General features: G+C 69.3%; 21 protein-coding genes. 11 read left to right on the plus strand and 10 right to left on the minus strand.

Annotated elements, in window-relative coordinates; translation table 11 throughout:
* Window positions 1–29: 29 nt before the first annotated feature.
* Window positions 30–290, minus strand: a complete 261-nt coding sequence (locus OG741_RS26495) for a UBP-type zinc finger domain-containing protein (protein WP_405601894.1) — start codon at window positions 288–290, stop codon at window positions 30–32.
* 56 nt (window positions 291–346) lie between these two features.
* On the opposite strand from OG741_RS26495, the gene OG741_RS26500 reads away from it, so the two are divergent.
* Window positions 347–1,942, plus strand: coding sequence for a Na+/H+ antiporter (locus OG741_RS26500; RefSeq protein WP_405601896.1), 1,596 nt, complete (start codon window positions 347–349; stop codon window positions 1,940–1,942).
* Here OG741_RS26500 and OG741_RS26505 read toward each other — a convergent pair.
* Entirely contained in the window at window positions 1,924–2,862 is a 939-nt protein-coding gene (locus tag OG741_RS26505) for a 1-aminocyclopropane-1-carboxylate deaminase/D-cysteine desulfhydrase (RefSeq protein WP_405601898.1), read from the minus strand. The genes OG741_RS26500 and OG741_RS26505 overlap by 19 nt on opposite strands.
* Before the next feature lie 10 nt (window positions 2,863–2,872).
* Complete coding sequence (locus tag OG741_RS26510; protein ID WP_405601900.1) at window positions 2,873–3,463, minus strand: N-acetylmuramoyl-L-alanine amidase; 591 nt, start codon at window positions 3,461–3,463, stop codon at window positions 2,873–2,875.
* A gap of 243 nt (window positions 3,464–3,706) precedes the next feature.
* Here OG741_RS26510 and OG741_RS26515 point away from each other — a divergent pair, with 243 nt between their 5' ends.
* The 4 genes from OG741_RS26515 to OG741_RS26530 all read left to right on the plus strand — a co-directional run bounded on the left by OG741_RS26515 (window position 3,707) and on the right by OG741_RS26530 (window position 7,085).
* The gene (locus OG741_RS26515) at window positions 3,707–5,131 is read left to right on the plus strand and encodes a family 2B encapsulin nanocompartment shell protein (RefSeq protein ID WP_405601903.1); all 1,425 of its coding nucleotides are present in this window, start codon (window positions 3,707–3,709) and stop codon (window positions 5,129–5,131) included.
* A gap of 95 nt (window positions 5,132–5,226) precedes the next feature.
* Window positions 5,227–6,258 carry a family 2 encapsulin nanocompartment cargo protein polyprenyl transferase gene (locus tag OG741_RS26520; RefSeq protein ID WP_405601906.1) on the plus strand — a complete coding sequence of 344 codons (1,032 nt, stop codon included), beginning with the start codon at window positions 5,227–5,229 and terminating at the stop codon, window positions 6,256–6,258.
* A gap of 37 nt (window positions 6,259–6,295) precedes the next feature.
* A complete protein-coding gene (locus OG741_RS26525) occupies window positions 6,296–6,592 on the plus strand; it encodes a hypothetical protein (protein WP_405601908.1) in 297 nt (98 codons plus the stop codon).
* A gap of 49 nt (window positions 6,593–6,641) precedes the next feature.
* On the plus strand, window positions 6,642–7,085 hold the full coding sequence (locus tag OG741_RS26530; protein ID WP_405601911.1) for a DUF6304 family protein: 444 nt from the start codon (window positions 6,642–6,644) through the stop codon (window positions 7,083–7,085).
* 86 nt (window positions 7,086–7,171) lie between these two features.
* On the opposite strand, the gene OG741_RS26535 is transcribed toward OG741_RS26530, so the two are convergent.
* Both OG741_RS26535 and snpA read right to left on the minus strand, forming a co-directional pair.
* Window positions 7,172–7,639: a group II truncated hemoglobin gene (locus OG741_RS26535; protein WP_405601912.1), complete on the minus strand. Its 468-nt coding sequence runs from the start codon at window positions 7,637–7,639 to the stop codon at window positions 7,172–7,174.
* An 80-nt stretch (window positions 7,640–7,719) separates the two neighbouring features.
* Window positions 7,720–8,388 carry a snapalysin gene (snpA, locus tag OG741_RS26540; protein ID WP_405601915.1) on the minus strand — a complete coding sequence of 223 codons (669 nt, stop codon included), beginning with the start codon at window positions 8,386–8,388 and terminating at the stop codon, window positions 7,720–7,722.
* A 192-nt stretch (window positions 8,389–8,580) separates the two neighbouring features.
* Here snpA and OG741_RS26545 point away from each other — a divergent pair, with 192 nt between their 5' ends.
* The gene (locus OG741_RS26545) at window positions 8,581–9,543 is read left to right on the plus strand and encodes a LysR family transcriptional regulator (protein ID WP_405601917.1); all 963 of its coding nucleotides are present in this window, start codon (window positions 8,581–8,583) and stop codon (window positions 9,541–9,543) included.
* Between the two features lie 139 nt (window positions 9,544–9,682).
* Complete coding sequence (locus tag OG741_RS26550; RefSeq protein ID WP_405601919.1) at window positions 9,683–10,885, plus strand: low temperature requirement protein A; 1,203 nt, start codon at window positions 9,683–9,685, stop codon at window positions 10,883–10,885.
* Window positions 10,886–10,969: 84 nt separating this feature from the next.
* Here the strand turns inward: OG741_RS26550 and sodN are convergent, their stop codons facing one another.
* Complete coding sequence (gene sodN, locus OG741_RS26555) at window positions 10,970–11,365, minus strand: superoxide dismutase, Ni (protein WP_215095254.1); 396 nt, start codon at window positions 11,363–11,365, stop codon at window positions 10,970–10,972.
* A gap of 150 nt (window positions 11,366–11,515) precedes the next feature.
* Here sodN and sodX point away from each other — a divergent pair, with 150 nt between their 5' ends.
* On the plus strand, window positions 11,516–11,935 hold the full coding sequence (gene sodX, locus OG741_RS26560) for a nickel-type superoxide dismutase maturation protease (protein ID WP_324973142.1): 420 nt from the start codon (window positions 11,516–11,518) through the stop codon (window positions 11,933–11,935).
* Here the strand turns inward: sodX and OG741_RS26565 are convergent.
* Entirely contained in the window at window positions 11,839–12,468 is a 630-nt protein-coding gene (locus OG741_RS26565) for a CGNR zinc finger domain-containing protein (protein ID WP_405601922.1), read from the minus strand. The two genes, sodX and OG741_RS26565, sit on opposite strands and share 97 nt — an antisense overlap.
* 92 nt (window positions 12,469–12,560) lie before the next feature.
* Between OG741_RS26565 and OG741_RS26570 the strand changes: the two genes are divergently transcribed.
* Window positions 12,561–13,310, plus strand: coding sequence for a class I SAM-dependent methyltransferase (locus OG741_RS26570; RefSeq protein WP_405605789.1), 750 nt, complete (start codon window positions 12,561–12,563; stop codon window positions 13,308–13,310).
* 86 nt (window positions 13,311–13,396) lie between these two features.
* Here OG741_RS26570 and OG741_RS26575 read toward each other — a convergent pair whose 3' ends face one another.
* Genes OG741_RS26575 through OG741_RS26585 form a run of 3 tightly spaced genes read right to left on the minus strand, consistent with a single transcriptional unit; the run spans window position 13,397 to window position 16,112 of the window.
* Window positions 13,397–14,158 (minus strand): amino acid ABC transporter ATP-binding protein, encoded by a 762-nt coding sequence (locus tag OG741_RS26575; RefSeq protein ID WP_405601925.1) that lies wholly within the window; start codon window positions 14,156–14,158, stop codon window positions 13,397–13,399.
* Between the two features lies 1 nt (window position 14,159).
* Window positions 14,160–15,110, minus strand: a complete 951-nt coding sequence (locus OG741_RS26580) for an amino acid ABC transporter permease (protein WP_405601927.1) — start codon at window positions 15,108–15,110, stop codon at window positions 14,160–14,162.
* 42 nt (window positions 15,111–15,152) lie between these two features.
* On the minus strand, window positions 15,153–16,112 hold the full coding sequence (locus tag OG741_RS26585) for an ABC transporter substrate-binding protein (protein WP_405601929.1): 960 nt from the start codon (window positions 16,110–16,112) through the stop codon (window positions 15,153–15,155).
* 530 nt (window positions 16,113–16,642) lie between these two features.
* On the opposite strand from OG741_RS26585, the gene OG741_RS26590 reads away from it, so the two are divergent.
* Window positions 16,643–17,860: an NADP-dependent malic enzyme gene (locus OG741_RS26590; protein WP_405601931.1), complete on the plus strand. Its 1,218-nt coding sequence runs from the start codon at window positions 16,643–16,645 to the stop codon at window positions 17,858–17,860.
* A 225-nt stretch (window positions 17,861–18,085) separates the two neighbouring features.
* A complete protein-coding gene (locus tag OG741_RS26595; RefSeq protein ID WP_405601934.1) occupies window positions 18,086–19,051 on the plus strand; it encodes a zinc-binding dehydrogenase in 966 nt (321 codons plus the stop codon).
* The last annotated feature ends 23 nt before the right edge of the window (window positions 19,052–19,074 follow it).

Here is a 19,074-nt window from a genome sequence, read left to right on the forward strand (position 1 = left end):
AACCGGCGGAGGGTTGACGTACCCACGCGTCAGACGATCGAACCGTCGACGGAACACCATCGCCAGGGAGCACCCGGCTCCAGGCTCTGCATAATCGGATGCCCCGTCTGCCTGAAGTGCCCGCTCGCATGCCGGTGGGGCGACGAGTCGCAGCACCCCACATGCCCGCACACCAGACAGATGCGCAGCTGCACGGGATGGCTGCCGGTCGTCAGACACTCCACACAGGTCTCGCTCTGGGGAGCCGGCTGGGGGCGGGGCAGTTCGGCTACGTGAGAACACTCGCTCATGATTGCCAGATTACGACGCGGGTTACGGACATACGTACGGACAGGGGATCGGCGAGATGGACGCATTGCCACTGATCGCGCTGATCGCGGTGAGTGCCGCGATCGCCGGGGCGGCCCGAAGGACACCGGTTCCCGCGCCCCTGCTGCTGGTGGCGGCCGGGCTGCTGGCCGCCTATGTGCCCGGGGTGCCCGACTACACGCTCGACCCGCACATCGTGCTCCCGCTGATCCTGCCGCCGCTGCTGTACACGGCCGCCGTCGACAGCTCGTATCTCGATCTGCGGGCGAACGCACGGCCCGTCGCGATGCTCTCCGTCGGTTATGTCCTCTTCGCGACCGTCGCTGTCGGTTACCTCGCCTATCTTCTGGTGCCGGATCTGCCGCTGACGGCGGCCCTCGTGCTGGGCGCGGTCGTCGCGCCGCCGGACGCCGTGGCGGCGACCGCGATCGCCCGGCGGCTGGGACTGCCGAACCGGATCACGACGATCCTGCAGGGCGAGTCCCTGGTGAACGACGCGACCGCGATCACCGCCTACAAGGTGGCGCTCGCCGCCGCCGTCGGCGAGGGCGCGAGCTGGGGAGGCGGCATCGCGGAGTTCGCGCTGGCGTCGCTCGGCGGGGTCGCTGTCGGCCTGGTGCTCATGGTTCCGATCCACTGGCTGCGTACGCATCTGAAGGAAGCGCTCCTCCAGAACACGCTCTCGCTGCTCATCCCGTTCGTCGCCTACGCGGCGGCCGAGTGGGTCGGGGCGTCCGGAGTGCTCGCCGTGGTCGTCGTCGCGCTGTATCTCGGGCACCGCGCCTGGCAGGTCGACTTCGCGACCCGGCTGCAGGAGGAGGCTGTCTGGAAGATGGTCGCGTTCATCCTGGAGTCGTCCGTCTTCGCGCTGATCGGGCTGCAGCTGCCGTACGTGATCGAGGGCCTGGGCGGGTACGGCGTCGGCGAAACCCTCTGGTACGCGGCCGGCGTCTTCGCGGCCGTGGTGGTGGTGCGGTTCGTCTGGGTCTTCCCGGCGACCTTCCTGCCGCGCGGCCTGTCGAAACGCATCAGGGAGCGCGAACCGGACACCAACTGGACCGCGCCGGTGATCGTGGGCTGGGCCGGGATGCGCGGCGTCGTCTCGCTCGCGATCGCCTTCTCGATCCCGCTGGCGACGGCGGACGACGAACCTTTCCCGGCGCGGAACCTGGTGCTGTTCCTCACCTTCACGACGGTCATCGGCACGCTGGTGATCCAGGGGCTCACGCTGCCGCCGCTGATCAGGGCGCTGAAGCTGCCGGGGCGCGACGCGTACGCCGAGACGCTGGCCGAGGCGCAGGCCCAGAGCGAGGCCTCGCAGGCGGCGGAGCGGCGGCTGGAAGAGCTGCTGGCGGACGAGCGCAACGCGCTGCCGCAGCCGCTCGCGGACCGGCTGCTCACCGTGCTGGAGCGGCGCCGGAACGCCGTCTGGGAGCGGCTGGGCGCCGTGAACGAGCTGACCGGCGAGTCCGCGGACGACACCTACCGGCGCCTGTCGAGGGAGATGATCGACGCCGAACGCGAGGTCTTCGTACAGCTGCGCGACCAGCGGCGGATCGACGACGAGATGATGCGTACGCTGCTGCGCCGACTGGACCTGGAGGAGGCGGCGGCCTATCGCGAGGAGTCCTGACCGGTGATCACCGCGGCGATCGTGGTGCCGGGCGGGAACGCGCCTTCGGCGGCCAGCGCGGTGAGGCCGTAGAGCATCTTGGCGACGTAGACGCGCTCCACAGGAAGATCGTGACGGGCTTCGAAGTCGTCCGCGAACGCCGTGAGTTCGGGAGTGGTGCGGGCGTACCCGCCGAAGGCGAAGCGCTCGTCGAGGGACCAGTCGCCCGCGCGGTCGCCGAAGGCTTCGTGCTGGAGGCGGGCTATCGCGTCGGTGAGGAACCCGCCTTCCAGGACGGGAAAGCCGATGGCACGCCGGCCGGGTGCGAGACCGGCGGCGAGCCCCGCCAGGGTCCCGCCGGTGCCGCAGGCGACGGTGACGACGTCCGCGACGCTACCCAGCTCCAGGCCGAGGTCGGCGCAGCCACGGGCGGCCAGTGCGTTGCTCCCGCCTTCGGGTACGACGTAGATGTCCCCCGGTATCCCGGCCCCGTCGGCGCTCGATGCGCGCGCCAGGTCCAGGATCGCCGCCAGCCCGTCCGGCTCGGACTTACGGCGGTACAGCGAGCGGGAGACGAACACCAGCCGCATGCCGTCCGCCGCGCACCGGGCCAGGGAAGGGTTGAGGGGGCGCGAGGCCAGTTCGTCGCCGCGGACGACGCCGGTCGTCCCGAAGCCCAGCAGGCGGCCCGCCGCGGCGGTCGCCCGTAGATGGTTGGAGTAGGCGCCCCCGAAGGTCAGCAGCGGGCGGCCCGCTGCCGCCTGAAGGTTGCGGGAGAGTTTGCGCCACTTGTTGCCCGGGAGGTCCGGGTGGATCAGATCGTCCCGTTTGAGCAGCAGACGTATCCCGTGCCGGGTGAAGCGCTCGTCCTCGACCGGCTGCAGCGGCGACGGCAGTCGCGGCCGCAGGACGGTGGTGAGATCGAGCGCTTCCCTGGTCACGCACCCATTGTCACTTCAGACGGTCATGGATGCGTGCGCGCATGGCGTCCATCGTGAAGCCCCGGGGGTCGACCTTTCCCGGCTGCCATTCGAGGTGGCCGATCACTGAGCGGGCTGTCCAGCCGTGGTGGCGGCAGACCGCCGCGGCCGCCCGCTCGATCGCCTCCAGCTGGACCTCGGGCCAGGGGTCCTTGCCGTCACCGAGGTTCTCGCACTCGAATCCGTAGAAATGGCGGTTTCCGTCCGTGTTCGCCTCGTTGTCGGCGGGCAGCGCCTTCTCCGCGATGACGGCGTTCAGGACATCGTCGTCACCGAGCCCGGCGTGGTTGGCGCGGCCGTAGCCGACGAGATGGACCGTGCCGTCCTTGGTGATGACTCCGTGGCACAGCGGCCCCGGCAGCGCCTCGAAGCCGTCTTTGCAGATACGGACGGTGTTCGCGGTGCCTTGGGTGACGGTGTGGTGGATCATCACGCCGTGCACCGGGCCCCAAGGGCCCTTGTGGTTGCGGTTGTGTGTGCGCCATTCGCCGACCTCGACGACTGTCAGCCCCTCGTCGCGCAGTGCGTCGAGGAAACTGCTCGCGGGCATGGGTGGGGACATGGCTGGCTCCTTGGGGAGGTGAGGGGGTGCGCGTCAAATGTGCCGTACCGCGCTTTTACTCCCAACTCCCTTGGAATGACCATATGTTGGTACGGGGGTGCGAACAGATCAGGCCAGCGGCGATCGGCCGTACCTGCCCCGCCGAGGTCGAACTAGTCCCATCCATTTGTGTAATGGTGCGAGGACTCTCCGTACTGGAAGGCTTGCAGACGCAGGTCAGACCCGTGATCGAGAGGGAGTCCCATGTCGGTTGGCTCGGTTGGTTCTGTCGGCGACGAAGTCCGCGAACAGCAGACGCCGAAGCAGCAGAGTCTTGGTACGGCCGCTGCGCGGAACCTTGCGACAACCACGAAGTCCGCACCGCAGATGCAGGAGATCACCTCCCGGTGGCTGCTGCGCATGCTGCCGTGGGTGCAGGTACAGGGCGGCACCTACCGCGTGAACCGCCGCCTGAGCTACTCGGTCGGCGACGGGCGGGTGACGTTCGTGCAGACGGGCGACCGGGTGGCGGTCATCCCCGCCGAGCTCGCCGAGTTGCCCGCCCTGCGGGAGTTCGACGACGAGGCGGTCTTCACCGAGCTGGCCAACCGCTGCGAGCAGCGGGAGTTCGCGGCCGGTGAGGTGCTCGCCGCCTCCGGTTCGGCGGCGGACCGGATCTTTCTGCTGGCCCACGGCCGGGTGGAGCAGATCGGCACCGGTCCGTACGGCGACGAGACGGTGCTCGGAGTCCTCGCCGACGGCTCGTACTTCGGCGACCACGCGCTGCTCGACGGGGACGCCCCCTGGGAGTACACCGCACGCGCCGCGACCGCGTGCACGGCGCTCGTGCTCACCCGGGCCGATGTGCTGAACCTTGCGGAGCGCGCGGGTTCGCTGCGTGCGCATCTGGACGGGCAGGCGGCACTTCCGCACCAGCGCACCAACAAGTACGGCGAGGCGGCCATCGACCTGTCCGCGGGCCATGTCGGCGAAGCCGTCGTCCCGCACACCTATGTCGACTACGACGCGGCGCCGCGCGAATACGAACTGAGCGTCGCCCAGACCGTGCTGAAGGTCCACAGCCGGGTCGCCGACCTCTACAACCAGCCGATGAATCAGACCGAGCAGCAGTTGCGGCTCACGGTCGAGGCGCTGCGCGAGCGCCAGGAGCACGAGCTGATCAACAACCGCGAGTTCGGCCTGCTGAACAACTGCGACTACGACCAGCGGCTGCAGCCGCACGACGGCGTGCCCAGCCCCGACGACATGGACGAACTGCTCTCGAGGCGGCGCGGTTCGAAGCTGTTCCTCGCCCATCCGCGGGCCATCGCCGCCTTCGGGCGCGAGTGCAACAGGCGCGGACTGGTCCCCGACAGCGTGGAGATCGCGGGGCAGCATGTGCCCGCCTGGCGCGGTGTTCCGATCTTCCCCTGCAACAAGATCCCGGTCACCGAGGCCAGGACCACCTCGATCATCTGCATGCGTACGGGCGAGGCCGACCAGGGCGTCATCGGCCTCCAGCAGAGCGGGATCCCCGACGAGATCGAGCCCAGCCTCTCCGTCCGCTTCATGGGCATCGACGAGCAGGCGATCATCTCGTACCTCGTCACGGCCTACTACTCGGCGGCCGTGCTGGTGCCGGACGCGCTCGGTGTTCTGGAGAACGTCGAGGTGAGCCGCTGGCGGTGACCGGGCCGGCCGGGGGCGCGGTACCGCACCCGCGCCCCCGGCCCCCGTTCCCTCACCACCTGGTCCAACGCCTGGAAAGGACTGCCCGGTTGACCATGTCCGACACCGTCGAGGCCGGTGAGGCCGTCGCCCTCCTCGAACGCACCCGTGCAGCCGTCCATCCCCAACTGCGCACCACCGTGGAGTCGCTGCCCGGATCCGTGCGCCGTGTCGCGATGTACCACTTCGGCTGGGAGCACGCGGACGGCACCCCGGCCGCGGGCTCGGCGGGCAGGGCAATCAGGCCCGCGCTCGTGCTGGCCGCGGCCCGGGCACTGGGCGGGGACCCGCAGCACGCGGTGCGGGCGGCGACCGCCGTCGAGCTGGCGCACAACTTCACGCTGCTCCACGACGACGTCATCGACGAGGACCCCACCCGCAGACACCGCCCCACCGCCTGGACCGTCTTCGGCATTCCGGACGCGATCATCGCGGGCGACGCCATGCTCGCCCTCGCGCTGCGACTGCTCGCCGAGGACCGGCATCCGGCGGCCGGCGCCGCGTCGGAGCGGCTCGCGGCCTGTGTGATCGAACTGTGCGCGGGGCAGCAGGCGGACCGGGCCTTCGAGGAACGTGCCCCGCACGAGGTCTCGCTCGACGAGTGCCTCGCCATGGCGACGGCCAAGACCGGGGCGCTGCTGGGCTGCGCCTGCGCGGTCGGCGCCCTGTACGCGGGAGCGGGCGAGGAGGAGACCGCTGCCCTGGACGCCTTCGGCCGGGAGGCCGGGCTCGCCTTCCAGCTCATCGACGATCTGATCGGGATCTGGGGCGACCCGGAGCGTACGGGCAAACCGGCCGGCGCCGATCTGGCCGCCCACAAGAAGTCCCTGCCGGTGGTCGCCGCCCTGACCTCGGGCACCCCGGCCGGGGCGGAACTGGCCGAGCTCTACCGCCGCCCCATGAACGCCGCTGCGGTGCGCCGGGCCGCGGACGCAGTGGACAGGTCAGGCGGCCGTGACTGGGCGCAGCTGCAGGCGGCGGACCGGATGGCCCGGGCCGTCCACGAGCTCGCCCGCGCGGTCCCGGATCTGGCGGCGGCGGGCGATCTCCTTGCCCTGGCGGAGTTCGTCACCCGGCGCATGCGCTGAGCTGTCGGGCTTGCCCAAACCGCCATATCCTGGAGGCATGGGCAGCCAACGACGTGAGATCCTTCATGACCCGGGGGCCGAGCATGTGTGCCCTGCGTGCGGACAGCCTGTCGTCACGGTCGTGAAGCGGCACAAGACTCTCGGGACCTTCGTCCCCCTCTGGGGGCCGGGCCCCTGCCACAATCCCGAATGCCCTCAGTCCGTCGACACCGAGGGAGAGCATCCGGGCGGGCAGCGGGCTGAGCCGCGAGGCGGACAGCGGGACACGGAGCACACCGACGAGCCCGGCGGTGAGGCGGGCGACGGGCCCGGCGCCCCGGTCGGGACCGCTTGAGGCATCCCGCCTGTTCAGCGGAGGGGTGCGTACCGCTACAGTCCGCGCCATGTCATCGGAGTCGACGGAAGTGTGGGCGGGCTGGTACCGCGACCGCACGGGCGCGGAAGCGGTCACGATCGCCGCGAGCGGGCGCCAACTGCGCACGCGTATCAAGGGTGTTGAGTACGCAGGGGAGACCTTCGCCGCTCTGGAGCCGGTGGGCGCGGACGGGGTGCTGTCCTCCTGTGTACTGGAGTGGGACATGCCGCTTCCCGTGCAGTGGGACGGGAGTGTCGAACAAGCCACGCTCAGCTGTCTGCTGACGCTCGGCGAGCCACCGCAGGACGGCGGCCCGCTCGACCGTGCGGACCTCAACCTGACCCTGCACTACGGCGGGGCGGCGTACGAATCCGGTGTCGCCGGGGGCGACTTCGGTGATGCGCTCAGCCGGATACGCAGGCAGCTGCCGCCCGGCGCGGAGTTCGTGGTGCGGACGCCGGTGGGTGCCTGACGCCATACGGTGACGGTCATGCGGGAGGGTCATGCGGGACGGTCGTACGGTGATGGTCGTACGGCGACAGCCGCACGGTTGCGGCCTCAGCGCAGGCCGTTCCAGCCCCAGCGCGGGGTCGGGCCCGGATCGCCGAGGTCCGTGCCCGCCGGGTCGGCCGAGACCGACCGGGCGATCTTCGTACCCCAGTCGAAGTACTCCATCACCCGGCGGCGCAGCAGCTCGTCGTCCGGGAGCTCCTTCTCCACCGCCGCGGTCATCAGCTCCATCCAGCGCAGTCGCTGCTCCTCGGTGACCGAAAGCCCGAGGTGGGCCCGGAGCAGAGTCTGGTGTCCGCCCAGTTCGGCGGTGAAGCGGGCCGGACCGTCGAAGATCTCGGCGAGCCAGACGGCGACATGCTCGATATGGGTGGGCGTGAAGTCGGCGAAGACGGGGGCGAGCAGCGGATCGGCGAGGACAGCCTCGTAGAAGGTGTTGCTCAGCCGTCGGAGGACGTCCATGCCGCCCACGGCCTCGTACAGCGTCTCGGGACGCTCACTCGGGCTCGTCGTCATGCGACCAGCCTAAGCGCGAAGCGGCGGAGGGGCGCCCCTCACTTTCGTGGAGGGACGCCCCGGCGTTCGTGGAGATCCGGTCAGGAGACGCGGGCGAGCGCCGCTGCCAGGCCGTTCGCCCACAGCCGGTCCACGCGGGAGCGCTCCTGCGCGTTCGGGTAGGCGTTCTGGCAGGACGTGCCGGGGCCGCCGCCCGACATCAGCTCGCTGCACGGGCCCGAGTAGTGGTCCGGCAGGCCCAGCACGTGCCCGGTCTCGTGGGCCGTGACGCGGGTGGAGTTGTACTGCTGGTTCTGGCGGTAGTCGAGGAAGATGTAGCCGCTGCCGTGTCCGTCGGTGCTCGCGTACGAGCCGCGGGAGTCGTTGCCCTCGTAGTACCGGAAGTCGGGGTTGCTGCCTTCCTGGAGCTTCACATTGCTGACAGAGCTGTTCCAGATCTGGGTGCTCCGGGATATCTGGCTGCGGAAGCTCGGGGCGTTGCCTGCGCTGTAGATGACGGTCACGGCCTGCGCACCGGGGTTCGCGGCGCGCTTCTCGGCGACCGACTTCACGACGGCGTCGAAGAAGGCCTTGGTCGCCTTGGCGTCCTCGTCGGACCCTTCGTAGGCGGCGTAGGACTGGGCGGCGGCGGCCTCAGGGGAGTTGGCCGACGTGCCTGTGTTCGTGGCGGCGGTGGCGGGCACCGCGCTCAGCGCGGCGGCGAGACCGAGGCCGAGTACGGCGGAGAGTAACGTTCTCTGGTGACGCATGTGGGGGGCTCCTACGTGTCCGGTGAACCCCGGCGGATGGGGTTCGGTAGGGCAGAGTTTCGGGGAGCCGGTCCCTCTCGCGGATGATGCCAATGGCCGATAACTCGAGCGCATCACCATGTTCCGGTCAGTCCCTTGTGCCCCAACTACGGTGTCTGGTGTGACTGTTGGGGCTGGCTTTACCCTCTGGTCATGGAGCTCGAGGTGAGGCACCTCCGTGCGCTGTGCGCCATAGCGGACACCGGCAGCCTGCACAAAGCCGCCCGGCAACTGGGCGTCAGCCAGCCGTCCTTGACCACCCAGCTGCGGCGGATCGAGAACTCCCTGGGCGCGGAGCTCTTCTCGCGTGAACGCACCGGCTGCCGGCCGACCCCGCTCGGCCGCTCCGTCCTGAGCCGTGCCCGCCCCCTGCTGGCCGAAATGGCCGCACTCGTCGTCGAGGCCAAGGCGTCGGCCGCCCGGGCAGGCGGCCCCAGGCTGCGCATCGGCTCCACCGCCAGCCGGGTGCTTGCCGACTGGCTGCGCCGACTGCGGCAGCGGCTGCCCGCCACCGACATCTCACTGCATGTGGATGTCTCCGCGAACGCCCTGCTCAGGATGGTCGCGGCGGGCCAGCTCGACATCGCCTTCGTGCACGAGGTGGAGGGATGCCCCCTCCTGGTCCCGGACGCCCTGACCTCACGCGTACTGGTCGAGCGCGAGCCGCAGTTCATCTCCATGTCCCGCGACCATCCGGCCGCCGCCGCTCCCGTCGTGGAACTCGCCGATCTGGCAGAGGACCGCTGGATGGTCGACCCGACGGTGGACGGCGAGTGGGACGGCCTGCGCCGCGTCCTGCGAGCGGCGGGGCTCAACCCGCCCGTTCTGCACGGTGATTACCACACAGCGGCGTCCCTGATCGCGATCGGCGAGGCCGTGGCACCCTGCCAGCCGACCTCGGGCCCGCGCGAGGACATGGCGATCCGTCCACTGCGGGGCGACCCGCTCGCCGTCCGGCTACTGCTGTTCCGAAGACCCGGAGCCTGCGAGGAGCTGCACGAGGCGGTGTACGCGGAACTGGCGGCCGCCTACCGGGAGGCGGCGCTGCGCGCGGCCGCATACCGGCAGTGGCTGCTGCGGCACAAGCGCCCTCTGCCGCATGCGCCGGCGGCCTGACATCTGCTCGCCGGTCATGGTGAGGGCCAACATCCGGCAGGCTCTGGGCGAGTGATGAACGGTTGCGGACCCCGCATCGTCTGTATTGTTCCGCGCGGAATCAGCCGACCCAGGGATGGGCGCCGGAGGGGGAGAGGCCGTGCCGACAGGTAGAGAGCGTTCCGGGTTGATCGCCACGGAGGGCGGTCACCGGGTGACGCCTGCCGAGCTGTTCTTCGACTTGGTGTTCGTGTACGCGATCACGCAGGTCACGGCACTGATGGCGGCCGACCCCTCCCTGCTTCGGCTGCTCGGCGGGGGAGTTGTGCTCGCCCTGCTGTGGTGGTGCTGGTGCTGCTTCGCCTGGCTGGGCAATGTCGTCCGCGCGGACTCCGGGGCGATGTTCGCCGTGCTGGTCGCCGTGATGGCGGTGGTGCTGGTCGTCTCGGTCACCGTGCCGGAGGTCTACGACGACCTGCCCGGCGGCCTGTACGCACCGCTCGTGTTCGTCCTCTGCTACGGCGCGGTCCGCGTCCTGCACCTCGTCACGTACTGGATCTCCAGCCCCGGCGACGAGGCGCTCCATGCCACGCTGCGCCGTACCGCACTGCTCTCGGTGGCACCGCCGTTCGTCCTGCTCCTGGTCGGCAGCGCCTTCACGGGCCTGACACAGGTGCTCATCTGGCTCGGTGCGGTTGTCATCGACTACAGCGGCATCTACCTCACCGGCTCCTCGGGCTGGCGGGTCGCCTCGCCGGGCCACTTCGCCGAACGGCACGGACTGATCGTCATCATCGCGCTGGGCGAGTCGATCGTCGCGATCGGCGTGGGGGTGTCCGGCCTCCCCATCTCCACACCGGTTCTCGCCGGGGCCGCCGCGGGCCTGTTGGTCGTCGCCGGGCTGTGGCGCCTGTACTTCCGCCAGCTCAGCGAGCCGGCCGAAGAGCGCCTGACCGCTTTGGAGGGTGACGACCGCACCCGCCTGGCACGGGATGCGTACACCTTCCTGCACCTGCCGCTCGTCGGGGGCATCGTGCTCACCGCGCTCGGCATGAAGAAGGTGCTCCACCAGGTCGCCGACAGCGAGCACTACGACCTGTCCGAGCCGCTGCACGGCGTGGTGGCATGGGCGCTCACCGGCGGCGTGGGCGTCTTCCTGCTCGCGGCGGCGGCGATCCTCCTGCGCACCAGCGGCCGGCGCTCCCTCGTCTTCATCATCGGCGGCCTCGCCTGCCTTGCCGCGGGCGGGCTCGTCGTCCTGCTTCCCGCCCTGCTCGCCCTGGCGTTGCTGGCCGCGGCGGTGCTCGGCATGGTGGTCCTGCACAGCCGGCGGACCGGATCCGCGGAGGAAGGTGCGGCATAACGCCGACAGCACCCGGCTCCGCGCGGATGCCGGGTGCTGTCGTACGTACGCGATATGCCTACGCGAAAGACGTGACCGCGAAGGTCAGGCCTTCTTGGTCTCCCAGAAGATCTTGTCGATCTGGGCGATGTAGTCCAGCGCCTTCTGGCCGGTCGCCGGGTCCGTCGATGCCTTCGCGGCCGACAGCGCCTTGAGGGCGTCGTTGACCAGCTGGTGCAGCTCGGGGTACTTCTCGAAGTGCGGCGGCTTGAAGTAGTCGCTCCACAGCACCGAGACGTGGTGCTTGGCGAGCTCCGCGCGCTGCTCCTTGATGACCGTGGCGCGGGCCCGGAAGTGCGGGTCCTCGTTGGCCTGGAACTTCTCCTGGACGGCCTTGACCGACTCGGCCTCAATACGGGCCTGGGCCGGGTCGTAGACACCGCAAGGCAGGTCGCAGTGGGCGCTGACCTTCACCTTCGGGGCAAACAGGCGGGAGAGCATTGAGCTGTCCTTCCTCGTGATCGTCTTCTCAGGTGGGACATTACTCCGTGAGAGACGTGTTTTCGCGAGTGCCCCCTAGGGCTTAGGACAAAAGTCCAGGGCCAGTATGGGACTGGTGGGCGAACATACCGTGGGACTCGGAGGTGGCGGATGACCGATCAGGGGCGGGAGCCGAAAGTGCCGTTCGGGGTCGCCGAGGTGACAGGTCCTTCCATGTACCCGACGCTCAAGCACGGGGATCAACTGCTGGTGCACTACGGCGCGGAGGTGCGGCCCGGCGACGTCGCCGTGCTGCGTCATCCGCTCCAGCAGGACCTGCTCATCGTCAAGCGGCTCGTCGAGCGGCGCGAGGACGGCTGGTGGGTGCTCGGCGACAATCCGGGGGCGGAGGGGGACAGCCGGCTGTTCGGCACGGTGCCCCATGAGCTGCTCCTGGGGCGGGTACGCGGCAGGTACCGGCCGCTCGCGCGGGATCAGCGATCCGTGCGCGGGGTCGCCGCCTGGGCGTTCTCGGCGGTGAGGCCGGTGCTGTCCGACCGTTCCGTCTCGAGGCGCTTGCGGGCGCGGTAGGCGGCCACGTTGGCGCGGGTGGCGCAGCGGTCCGAGCAGTAGCGGCGGGAGCGGTTGGTCGAGGTGTCCAGATAGGCGTTGCGGCACGGCGCTGCCTGGCACAGGCCGAGCCGGTCGACTCCGTACTCGGTCAGATGGAACGCGAGCCCCATCGCGGCGATCGCGGCGTACCCCGCTGTCGCGTTGGACGGATGCTCGGCCAGGTGCATGTGCCACTTGGGCCGGCCGTCCTCGTCCCGGTAGTCGTGGCCCGAGATCTGCGGGTTGACGGGGAACTCGAGCAGCAGCGAGTTGAGCAGGTCGACCGCCTGGGTCTCGTCGCCCGCGTCGGCCGCGGCGAAGACCGCGCGCAGCCTGGCCCGTACGGACCGGAAACGGGTGACGTCCGCGTCGGTGGCGCGCCGCGCGGCCTGGGCGGAAACGCCGAAGAGATCCCGGACGGCCGCGACCGAGGTGAGGGAGTCCTTGTTGCGGGCCGGCTCCTCGGTGTTGACCAGGCGCACGGCATAGTCCGAGTAATGGGCCAGTTCCACTTGTAGTCCTTACTGCGGCGGTCTAGGGTCGGCGTAACAGCTGCTACAGCTTCGAGGGTATTACGGACGGGAGGGTTCCGGTGTCGGAGACGATGACGGGAGCAGACTGGCGGGCCTGGCAGCAGAGCTGGGACCGGCAGCAGGAGTGGTACATGCCCGATCGCGAGGAGCGGTTCCGGGTGATGCTCGACATGGTCGAGGCGCTGGTGGGACCCGAGCCCCGGGTGCTGGACCTCGCGTGCGGTACGGGAAGTATCACGGACCGGCTCTTGCGCCGGTTCCCGAAGGCCACCAGTACCGGGGTCGACCTGGACCCCGCTCTGTTGACCATCGCCCGGGGCTACTTCGAGGGCGACGAGCGGGTCGGCTTCGTGACGGCCGATCTCAAGGACCCCGACTGGGTGACCGAGCTGCCGTACGACTCGTACGACGCGGTCCTCACCGCCACCGCCCTGCACTGGCTGCGCAGTGGACCGCTGGCCACGCTGTACGGACAGATCGCCGGGCTCGTGCGCGAAGGCGGCGTCCTCATGAACGCCGACCACATGATCGACCGCGACACCCCCCGCATCAACGCCGCCGAACGCGCCTACCGCCACGCCCAGATGGACCGGGCCAGGGCCGCGGGCGCGCTCGACTGGTCCGAGTGGTGGGCCCTGGCCGCCAAGGACCCCGTACTCGCCGGACCGACCGCGGAGCGCTACGAGATCTACGGCGAGCACGCCGACGGGGAGATGCCCTCCGTACGCTGGCACGCCGAAACGCTGCGGAACGCCGGATTCGGGGAAGCCCGTGCCGTATGGGCCTCGCCCTCCGACACGCTGCTGCTGGCCGTGAAGTAGCCCGGCCGGCAGCGACACGGCACAGCGGAAAGGGCGGTACGGACACCAGGTCCGTACCGCCCTTTCCGTGCTGCTTAAGGTGCTGCTCAGAGGACCTTCGAGAGGAAGGCCTTGGTGCGGTCGTGCTGCGGGTTGCTCAGGACCTCGCGGGGGTGGCCGGACTCGACCACGACGCCGTCGTCCATGAACACCAGCGCATCGCCGACCTCACGCGCGAAGCCCATCTCGTGCGTGACGACGATCATCGTCATGCCGTCCTCGGCAAGGCCGCGCATGACGTCCAGGACCTCGCCCACCAGCTCCGGGTCGAGCGCGGAAGTCGGCTCGTCGAAGAGCATCAGCTTCGGCTCCATCGCCAGCGCACGGGCGATGGCTACACGCTGCTGCTGGCCGCCGGAGAGCTGGGTGGGGTAGTGCTTGCCCTTGTCGCCCAGGCCCACCCGGTCGAGCAGACGCTCGGCGCGCGCACGGGCCACGGCCCTGGACTCGCCCTTGACCTGTATCGGCGCTTCCATGACATTCGCCAGCGCGGTCATGTGCGGGAAGAGGTTGAAGCGCTGGAAGACCATGCCGATGTCCCGGCGCTGGGCCGCGACCTCGCTGTCCTTCAGCTCGTAGAGCTTCTCGCCCTTCTGCCGGTAGCCCACCAGCTGGCCGTCGACCGACAGCCGGCCGGCGTTGATCTGCTCCAGGTGGTTGATGCACCGCAGGAATGTCGACTTGCCGGAGCCGGAGGGGCCGACCAGGCAGAAGACCTCCTGAGGCGCGACCTCCAGATCGATGCCCTTGAGGACGTGGGCCAGACCGTACGACTTGTGTACGCCCTCGGCCTTCACCATGGCGGTCATGTCACACCCCCCTGGGGCTGCTGCGGAACGACAGGTTCTTCTTGATCTTCTGCCACGGCGTGAGCGGCAGCTCGCGCAGCGAACCGCGCGCGTAATACCGCTCCACATAGTACTGGCCGACGGTGAAGACACTGGTCAGAGCCAGATACCAGACCGAGGCGACCAGCAGCATCTCCATGACCGCGAAGGACGTGGAGCCGATGTTCTGCGCCGCGCGCAGCAACTCGGTGTACTGCACCGCGGACACCAGCGAGGAGGTCTTGAGCAGGTTGATGAACTCGTTGCCGGTCGGCGGCACGATCACCCGCATCGCCTGCGGAAGAACGATCCGCCGCATGGTCTTGCTGCTGGACATGCCCAGCGCGTGCGAGGCCTCGGTCTGGCCCTCGTCGACCGACTGGATGCCGGCCCGGACGATCTCGGCCATGTACGCGCCCTCGTTCAGGCCCAGGCCCAGCAGGGCGACCATGAACGGCGTCATGACGTCGACCATCTCGTCCTTGTAGAACCCGAGGTTCAGGACGGGGAAGATCAGCGCGAGGTTGAACCACAGCAGCAGCTGCACGAACACCGGTGTGCCGCGGAAGAACCAGATGTACAGCCAGGCCACCGCACCGGTGACCGGGTTCTTCGAGAGCCGCATGACGGCGAAGACGACACCCAGCACCAGGCCGATGAGCATCGACAGCACGCTGATCAGCAGCGTGTGCCACGCGCCGGTCACGATCCGGTCGTCGAAGATGAAGTCTCCGACCGTGTCCCAGTTGACGTCGCCCTGCGAGAACGAATAGACCAGCAGGACCAGCAGCGCCACGACGACGACTCCGCTGATCCAGCGGCCCCAGTGCCGTACCGGGATGGCCTTGATCTGCTCAGGGTGTGCTGCCACCTTGACGGCCGCCGAGTCCTTCGGCGGCTCGTCGGCAGGCGTCTTGTCGAACTTGTCAGTCACAGTGACTGCCCTTCAGTGAAACGCTTGAGGCGGGCGCCGGGACTACTTGCCGGCGTTGATCGTCGCCTCGGTGACGGCGCTGTTCTTGACGTCCCACTTTTCCAGGATCTTGGTGTACTCGCCGTTCTTGATGATCGCGTTCAGGGCTTCCTTGAGCGCGTCGCGCAGCTGAGCGTTGTCCTTGTCGACGGCGATGCCGAACGGACCGGCCTCGGTCTGGTTGCCCGCGACCTCGAAGTCGTTGCCGCCGCCCGCGGTCTTCGCGATGTACGCGGAGACCGGGTAGTCGTTGAGGTCGGCGACCGCGCCGCCGGACTTCACGCGGGTCTGGGCCTCGGCGTCGGTGTCGAACGCCTCGATGGTGAGCTTGCCCTTGCCGTCCTTGGTGCACTTGGCGGCCTGGGTCTTGAAGGTGTTCTCGTAGGTCGTGCCGCGCTGGACGGCCACCTTCTTGCCGCACAGGTCGTCGAGCGACTGGATGTTCTCCGGGTTGCCCTTCTTGACCAGGAGCGAGACACCCGAGGTGAAGTAGTCGACGAAGTCGACGCCCTCGCCGACCTTCTTGCCCGTGTCGTCCAGACCCTGCTGGCGGGCCTTGGTGTCGCTCATGGCGGACATGACGAGGTCCTGGCGACCGGTGTTCAGCGACGAGATCAGGCCGTCGAAGGTGCCGTTGGTGAACTGGAACGAGACGCCCAGCTCCTTGCCGAGAGCGGCGGCGATGTCGGGGTCGATGCCGACGATCTTGCCGCCCTCCTCGAACTCCATGGGGGCGTAGGCGGCGTCGGTGCCGACCTTGATCACCTTGGAGTCCTGGTACTTCTGAGGCAGCTTGTCGAAGAGCGCTGCGCTGCTCGCCGATGTGCCCTTGGTCTCCTTCGAGCCCTCGGCCGTCTGGTCACCACAGGCGGTGAGCATCAGTGACCCGGCGACCGCGATCGCGCCGACCGCGGCGATCCGGGCCCTGGTAGCGGTCGTACGACAGGTGTTGCTTGCGGTCATGGTCGTGATCCTCCGGCGGATGAGGGTGCTGCCATTTGGGACATTTCGAGTCGTTCCACTCATCTTCGAGTGTCGCGACCTTGAGTGTTTTCGGCATCTTGCCATTCGGACTAGCCCAACCAGGGGGCCACGCATGTCAAAATCGGGTAACGGGACACCCCCGAAGCTCACGAGGCCGGTACATCAAGGCCGGACCTTTCACTGAGATACCTTCTTCCGGCCGGAAAATCTGCGGCCCGACCGGTGCTTCGCACCGGTTTCCGGGTGCGTAGCTGACGTGTCCTGACATGCGGCAATGAGTCCTGTCAGCAAGCTGATATCGACTCGTCGCCGGGGCCGTCGGTCCGGTAAGAAGGACGCTTACACCCCTCATCCGGGGCTCAGGGCGCGTGTGCGGCGCGCCCGCGCGTACGTACCTCCCCCGCCGGGCGGGCCAACCGCCGAGGCGGGGCACTTACGCGGTGCCCGCCCACCCCTCCTCAACCAGGAGTGGCCACCCTCAACTGATGAAGACTTAAGGGGTCAACAAAATGGCAGCGGAGATCGTCAATCCTCGCAGCGACAGCGAAGACGGTGCGGAGGGTGCTCCCGAGGAGCCCTTCGATCCGGCCTTCGCGCTGCACCGCGGCGGCAAGATGGCCATCCAGGCCACGGTGCCGGTGCGAGACAAGGACGACCTGTCCCTCGCGTACACACCCGGGGTCGCCAAGGTGTGCAGCGCGATTGCCGAGCATCCGGAGCTCGTCCACGACTACACCTGGAAGTCGCAGGTCGTCGCAGTTGTGACGGACGGCACAGCGGTGCTCGGTCTCGGCGACATCGGGCCGGAGGCGTCGCTTCCGGTGATGGAGGGGAAAGCCATCCTCTTCAAGCAGTTCGGCGGGGTCGACGCGGTTCCGATCGCGCTCGCCACGACCGACACGGACGAGATCATCGAGACCGTGGTCCGGCTCGCGCCCTCGTTCGGCGGAGTGAACCTCGAGGACATCTCGGCGCCGCGCTGCTTCGAGATCGAGCGCAGGCTCCAGGAGCGGGTCGACATCCCGGTCTTCCACGACGACCAGCACGGCACGGCCGTGGTGACCCTCGCCGCGCTGCGCAATGCCGCGAAGCTGACCGGTCGCGGTCTGAGTGACCTGCGCGCGGTCATCTCCGGCGCCGGCGCCGCGGGTGTGGCCATCGCGAAGTTCCTGCTGGAGGCGGGCATCGGCGATGTGGCCGTGGCCGACCGCAAGGGCATCGTGAGCCAGGACCGCGACGACCTGACGTCCGTGAAGCGCGAGCTCGCGGAGATCACGAACAAGGCCGGTCTCTCGGGCTCCCTGGAGACCGCTCTGGCCGGGGCGGACGTCTTCATCGGCGTCTCCGGCGGTACGGTCCCGGAGGAGGCGGTCGCGTCGATGGCGCCGGGTGCCTTCGTCTTCGCGATGGCCAACCCGAACCCCGAGGTCCACCCCGACGTCGCGCACAAGTACGCGGCCGTCGTGGCGACGGGCCGCAGCGACTACCCGAACCAGATCAACAACGTCCTGGCCTTCCCCGGGATCTTCGCGGGCGCGCTCCAGGTCCGGGCCTCCCGGATCACCGAGGGCATGAAGATCGCCGCGGCGAACGCGCTGGCGGACGTGGTCGGCGACGCCCTGGCGGCCGACTATGTGATCCCGTCCCCCTTCGACGAGCGGGTGGCCCCCGCGGTCACCGCGGCGGTGGCGGCGGCTGCGCGCGCGGAGGGCGTCGCGAGGCGCTGACCCGGCACTGTTGCGGGGCGCGACAGCGCGCCGCCGATGCATCCGTACGGGCCGTGGGGCACTCCTGAAGGGGTGCGGCACGGCCCGTACGGGCGTGTAGCGGGAAAATTCTGTGCGAGTTTGCGCCGAACAGGTGGATCGCCCGCCGCCGACGCGCGGGACGCGGTGCGTGTCACACCGCTGCGTGGTTCCGTCGCGTCCGGCCGCCGTCCTATCGTCATGGTCATGTTCGCCGCCTACGCAGCCCGCATCGACCGTGACGCCCCGCTCAACGGCCTGGAGCTGGGTGAACGCCCGGCCCCCGAGGCCCGACCGGGCTGGAGCACCGTCACCGTCAAGGCCGCCTCGCTCAACCACCACGACCTCTGGTCGCTGCGGGGAGTGGGCCTCGCCGAGGACAAGCTCCCGATGATCCTCGGCTGCGACGCCGCGGGCATCGACGAGAACGGCAACGAGGTGGTCCTCCACTCCGTCATCGGCCAGAGCGGCCACGGCGTCGGGCCCGACGAGCCGCGCTCCATTCTCACCGAGCGTTACCAGGGCACCTTCGCGGAACAGGTCTCCGTCCCCACCTGGAACCTGCTGCCCAAGCCCAAGGAGCTCACATTCGAACAGGCCGCCTGCCTGCCGACCGCCTGGCTCACCGCGTACCGCATGCTCTTCACCAACGCCGGGGTGCGCCCCGGTGACTCGGTCCTCGTCCAGGGCGCGGGCGGCGGCGTCGCCACCGCCGCGATCGTCCTCGGCAAGGCCGCCGGACTGCGGGTGTACGCGACCAGCCGCGACGAGGCCAAGCGCAAGCGGGCCGTCGAGCTCGGCGCGGAGGAGGCCTACGAGCCCGGCGCACGGCTGCCGCGGCGCGTGGACGCCGTCATCGAGACCGTCGGCGCCGCCACCTGGTCGCACTCGGTCAAGTCGCTGCGGCCCGGCGGCACGCTGGTGATCTCCGGCGCGACCAGCGGCGACCGGCCCTCGCACGCCGAACTGACCCGGATCTTCTTCCTGGAGCTCAAGGTCGTCGGCTCGACGATGGGAACCAAGGATGAGCTGGAGGATCTCCTCTCCTTCTGCGGGGCAACGGGCGTACGTCCCGTGATCGACGAGGTCCTGCCGCTGGACCGGGCGCGGGAGGGCTTCGAGAAGATGGCCGCGGGCGACCTCTTCGGAAAGATCGTGCTGACGCCCTCTTGATGGACCGTCAGGTTCGCTGATGG

It is taken from the genome of Streptomyces sp. NBC_01410 (assembly GCF_045040195.1).
Classification (GTDB): domain Bacteria; phylum Actinomycetota; class Actinomycetes; order Streptomycetales; family Streptomycetaceae; genus Streptomyces.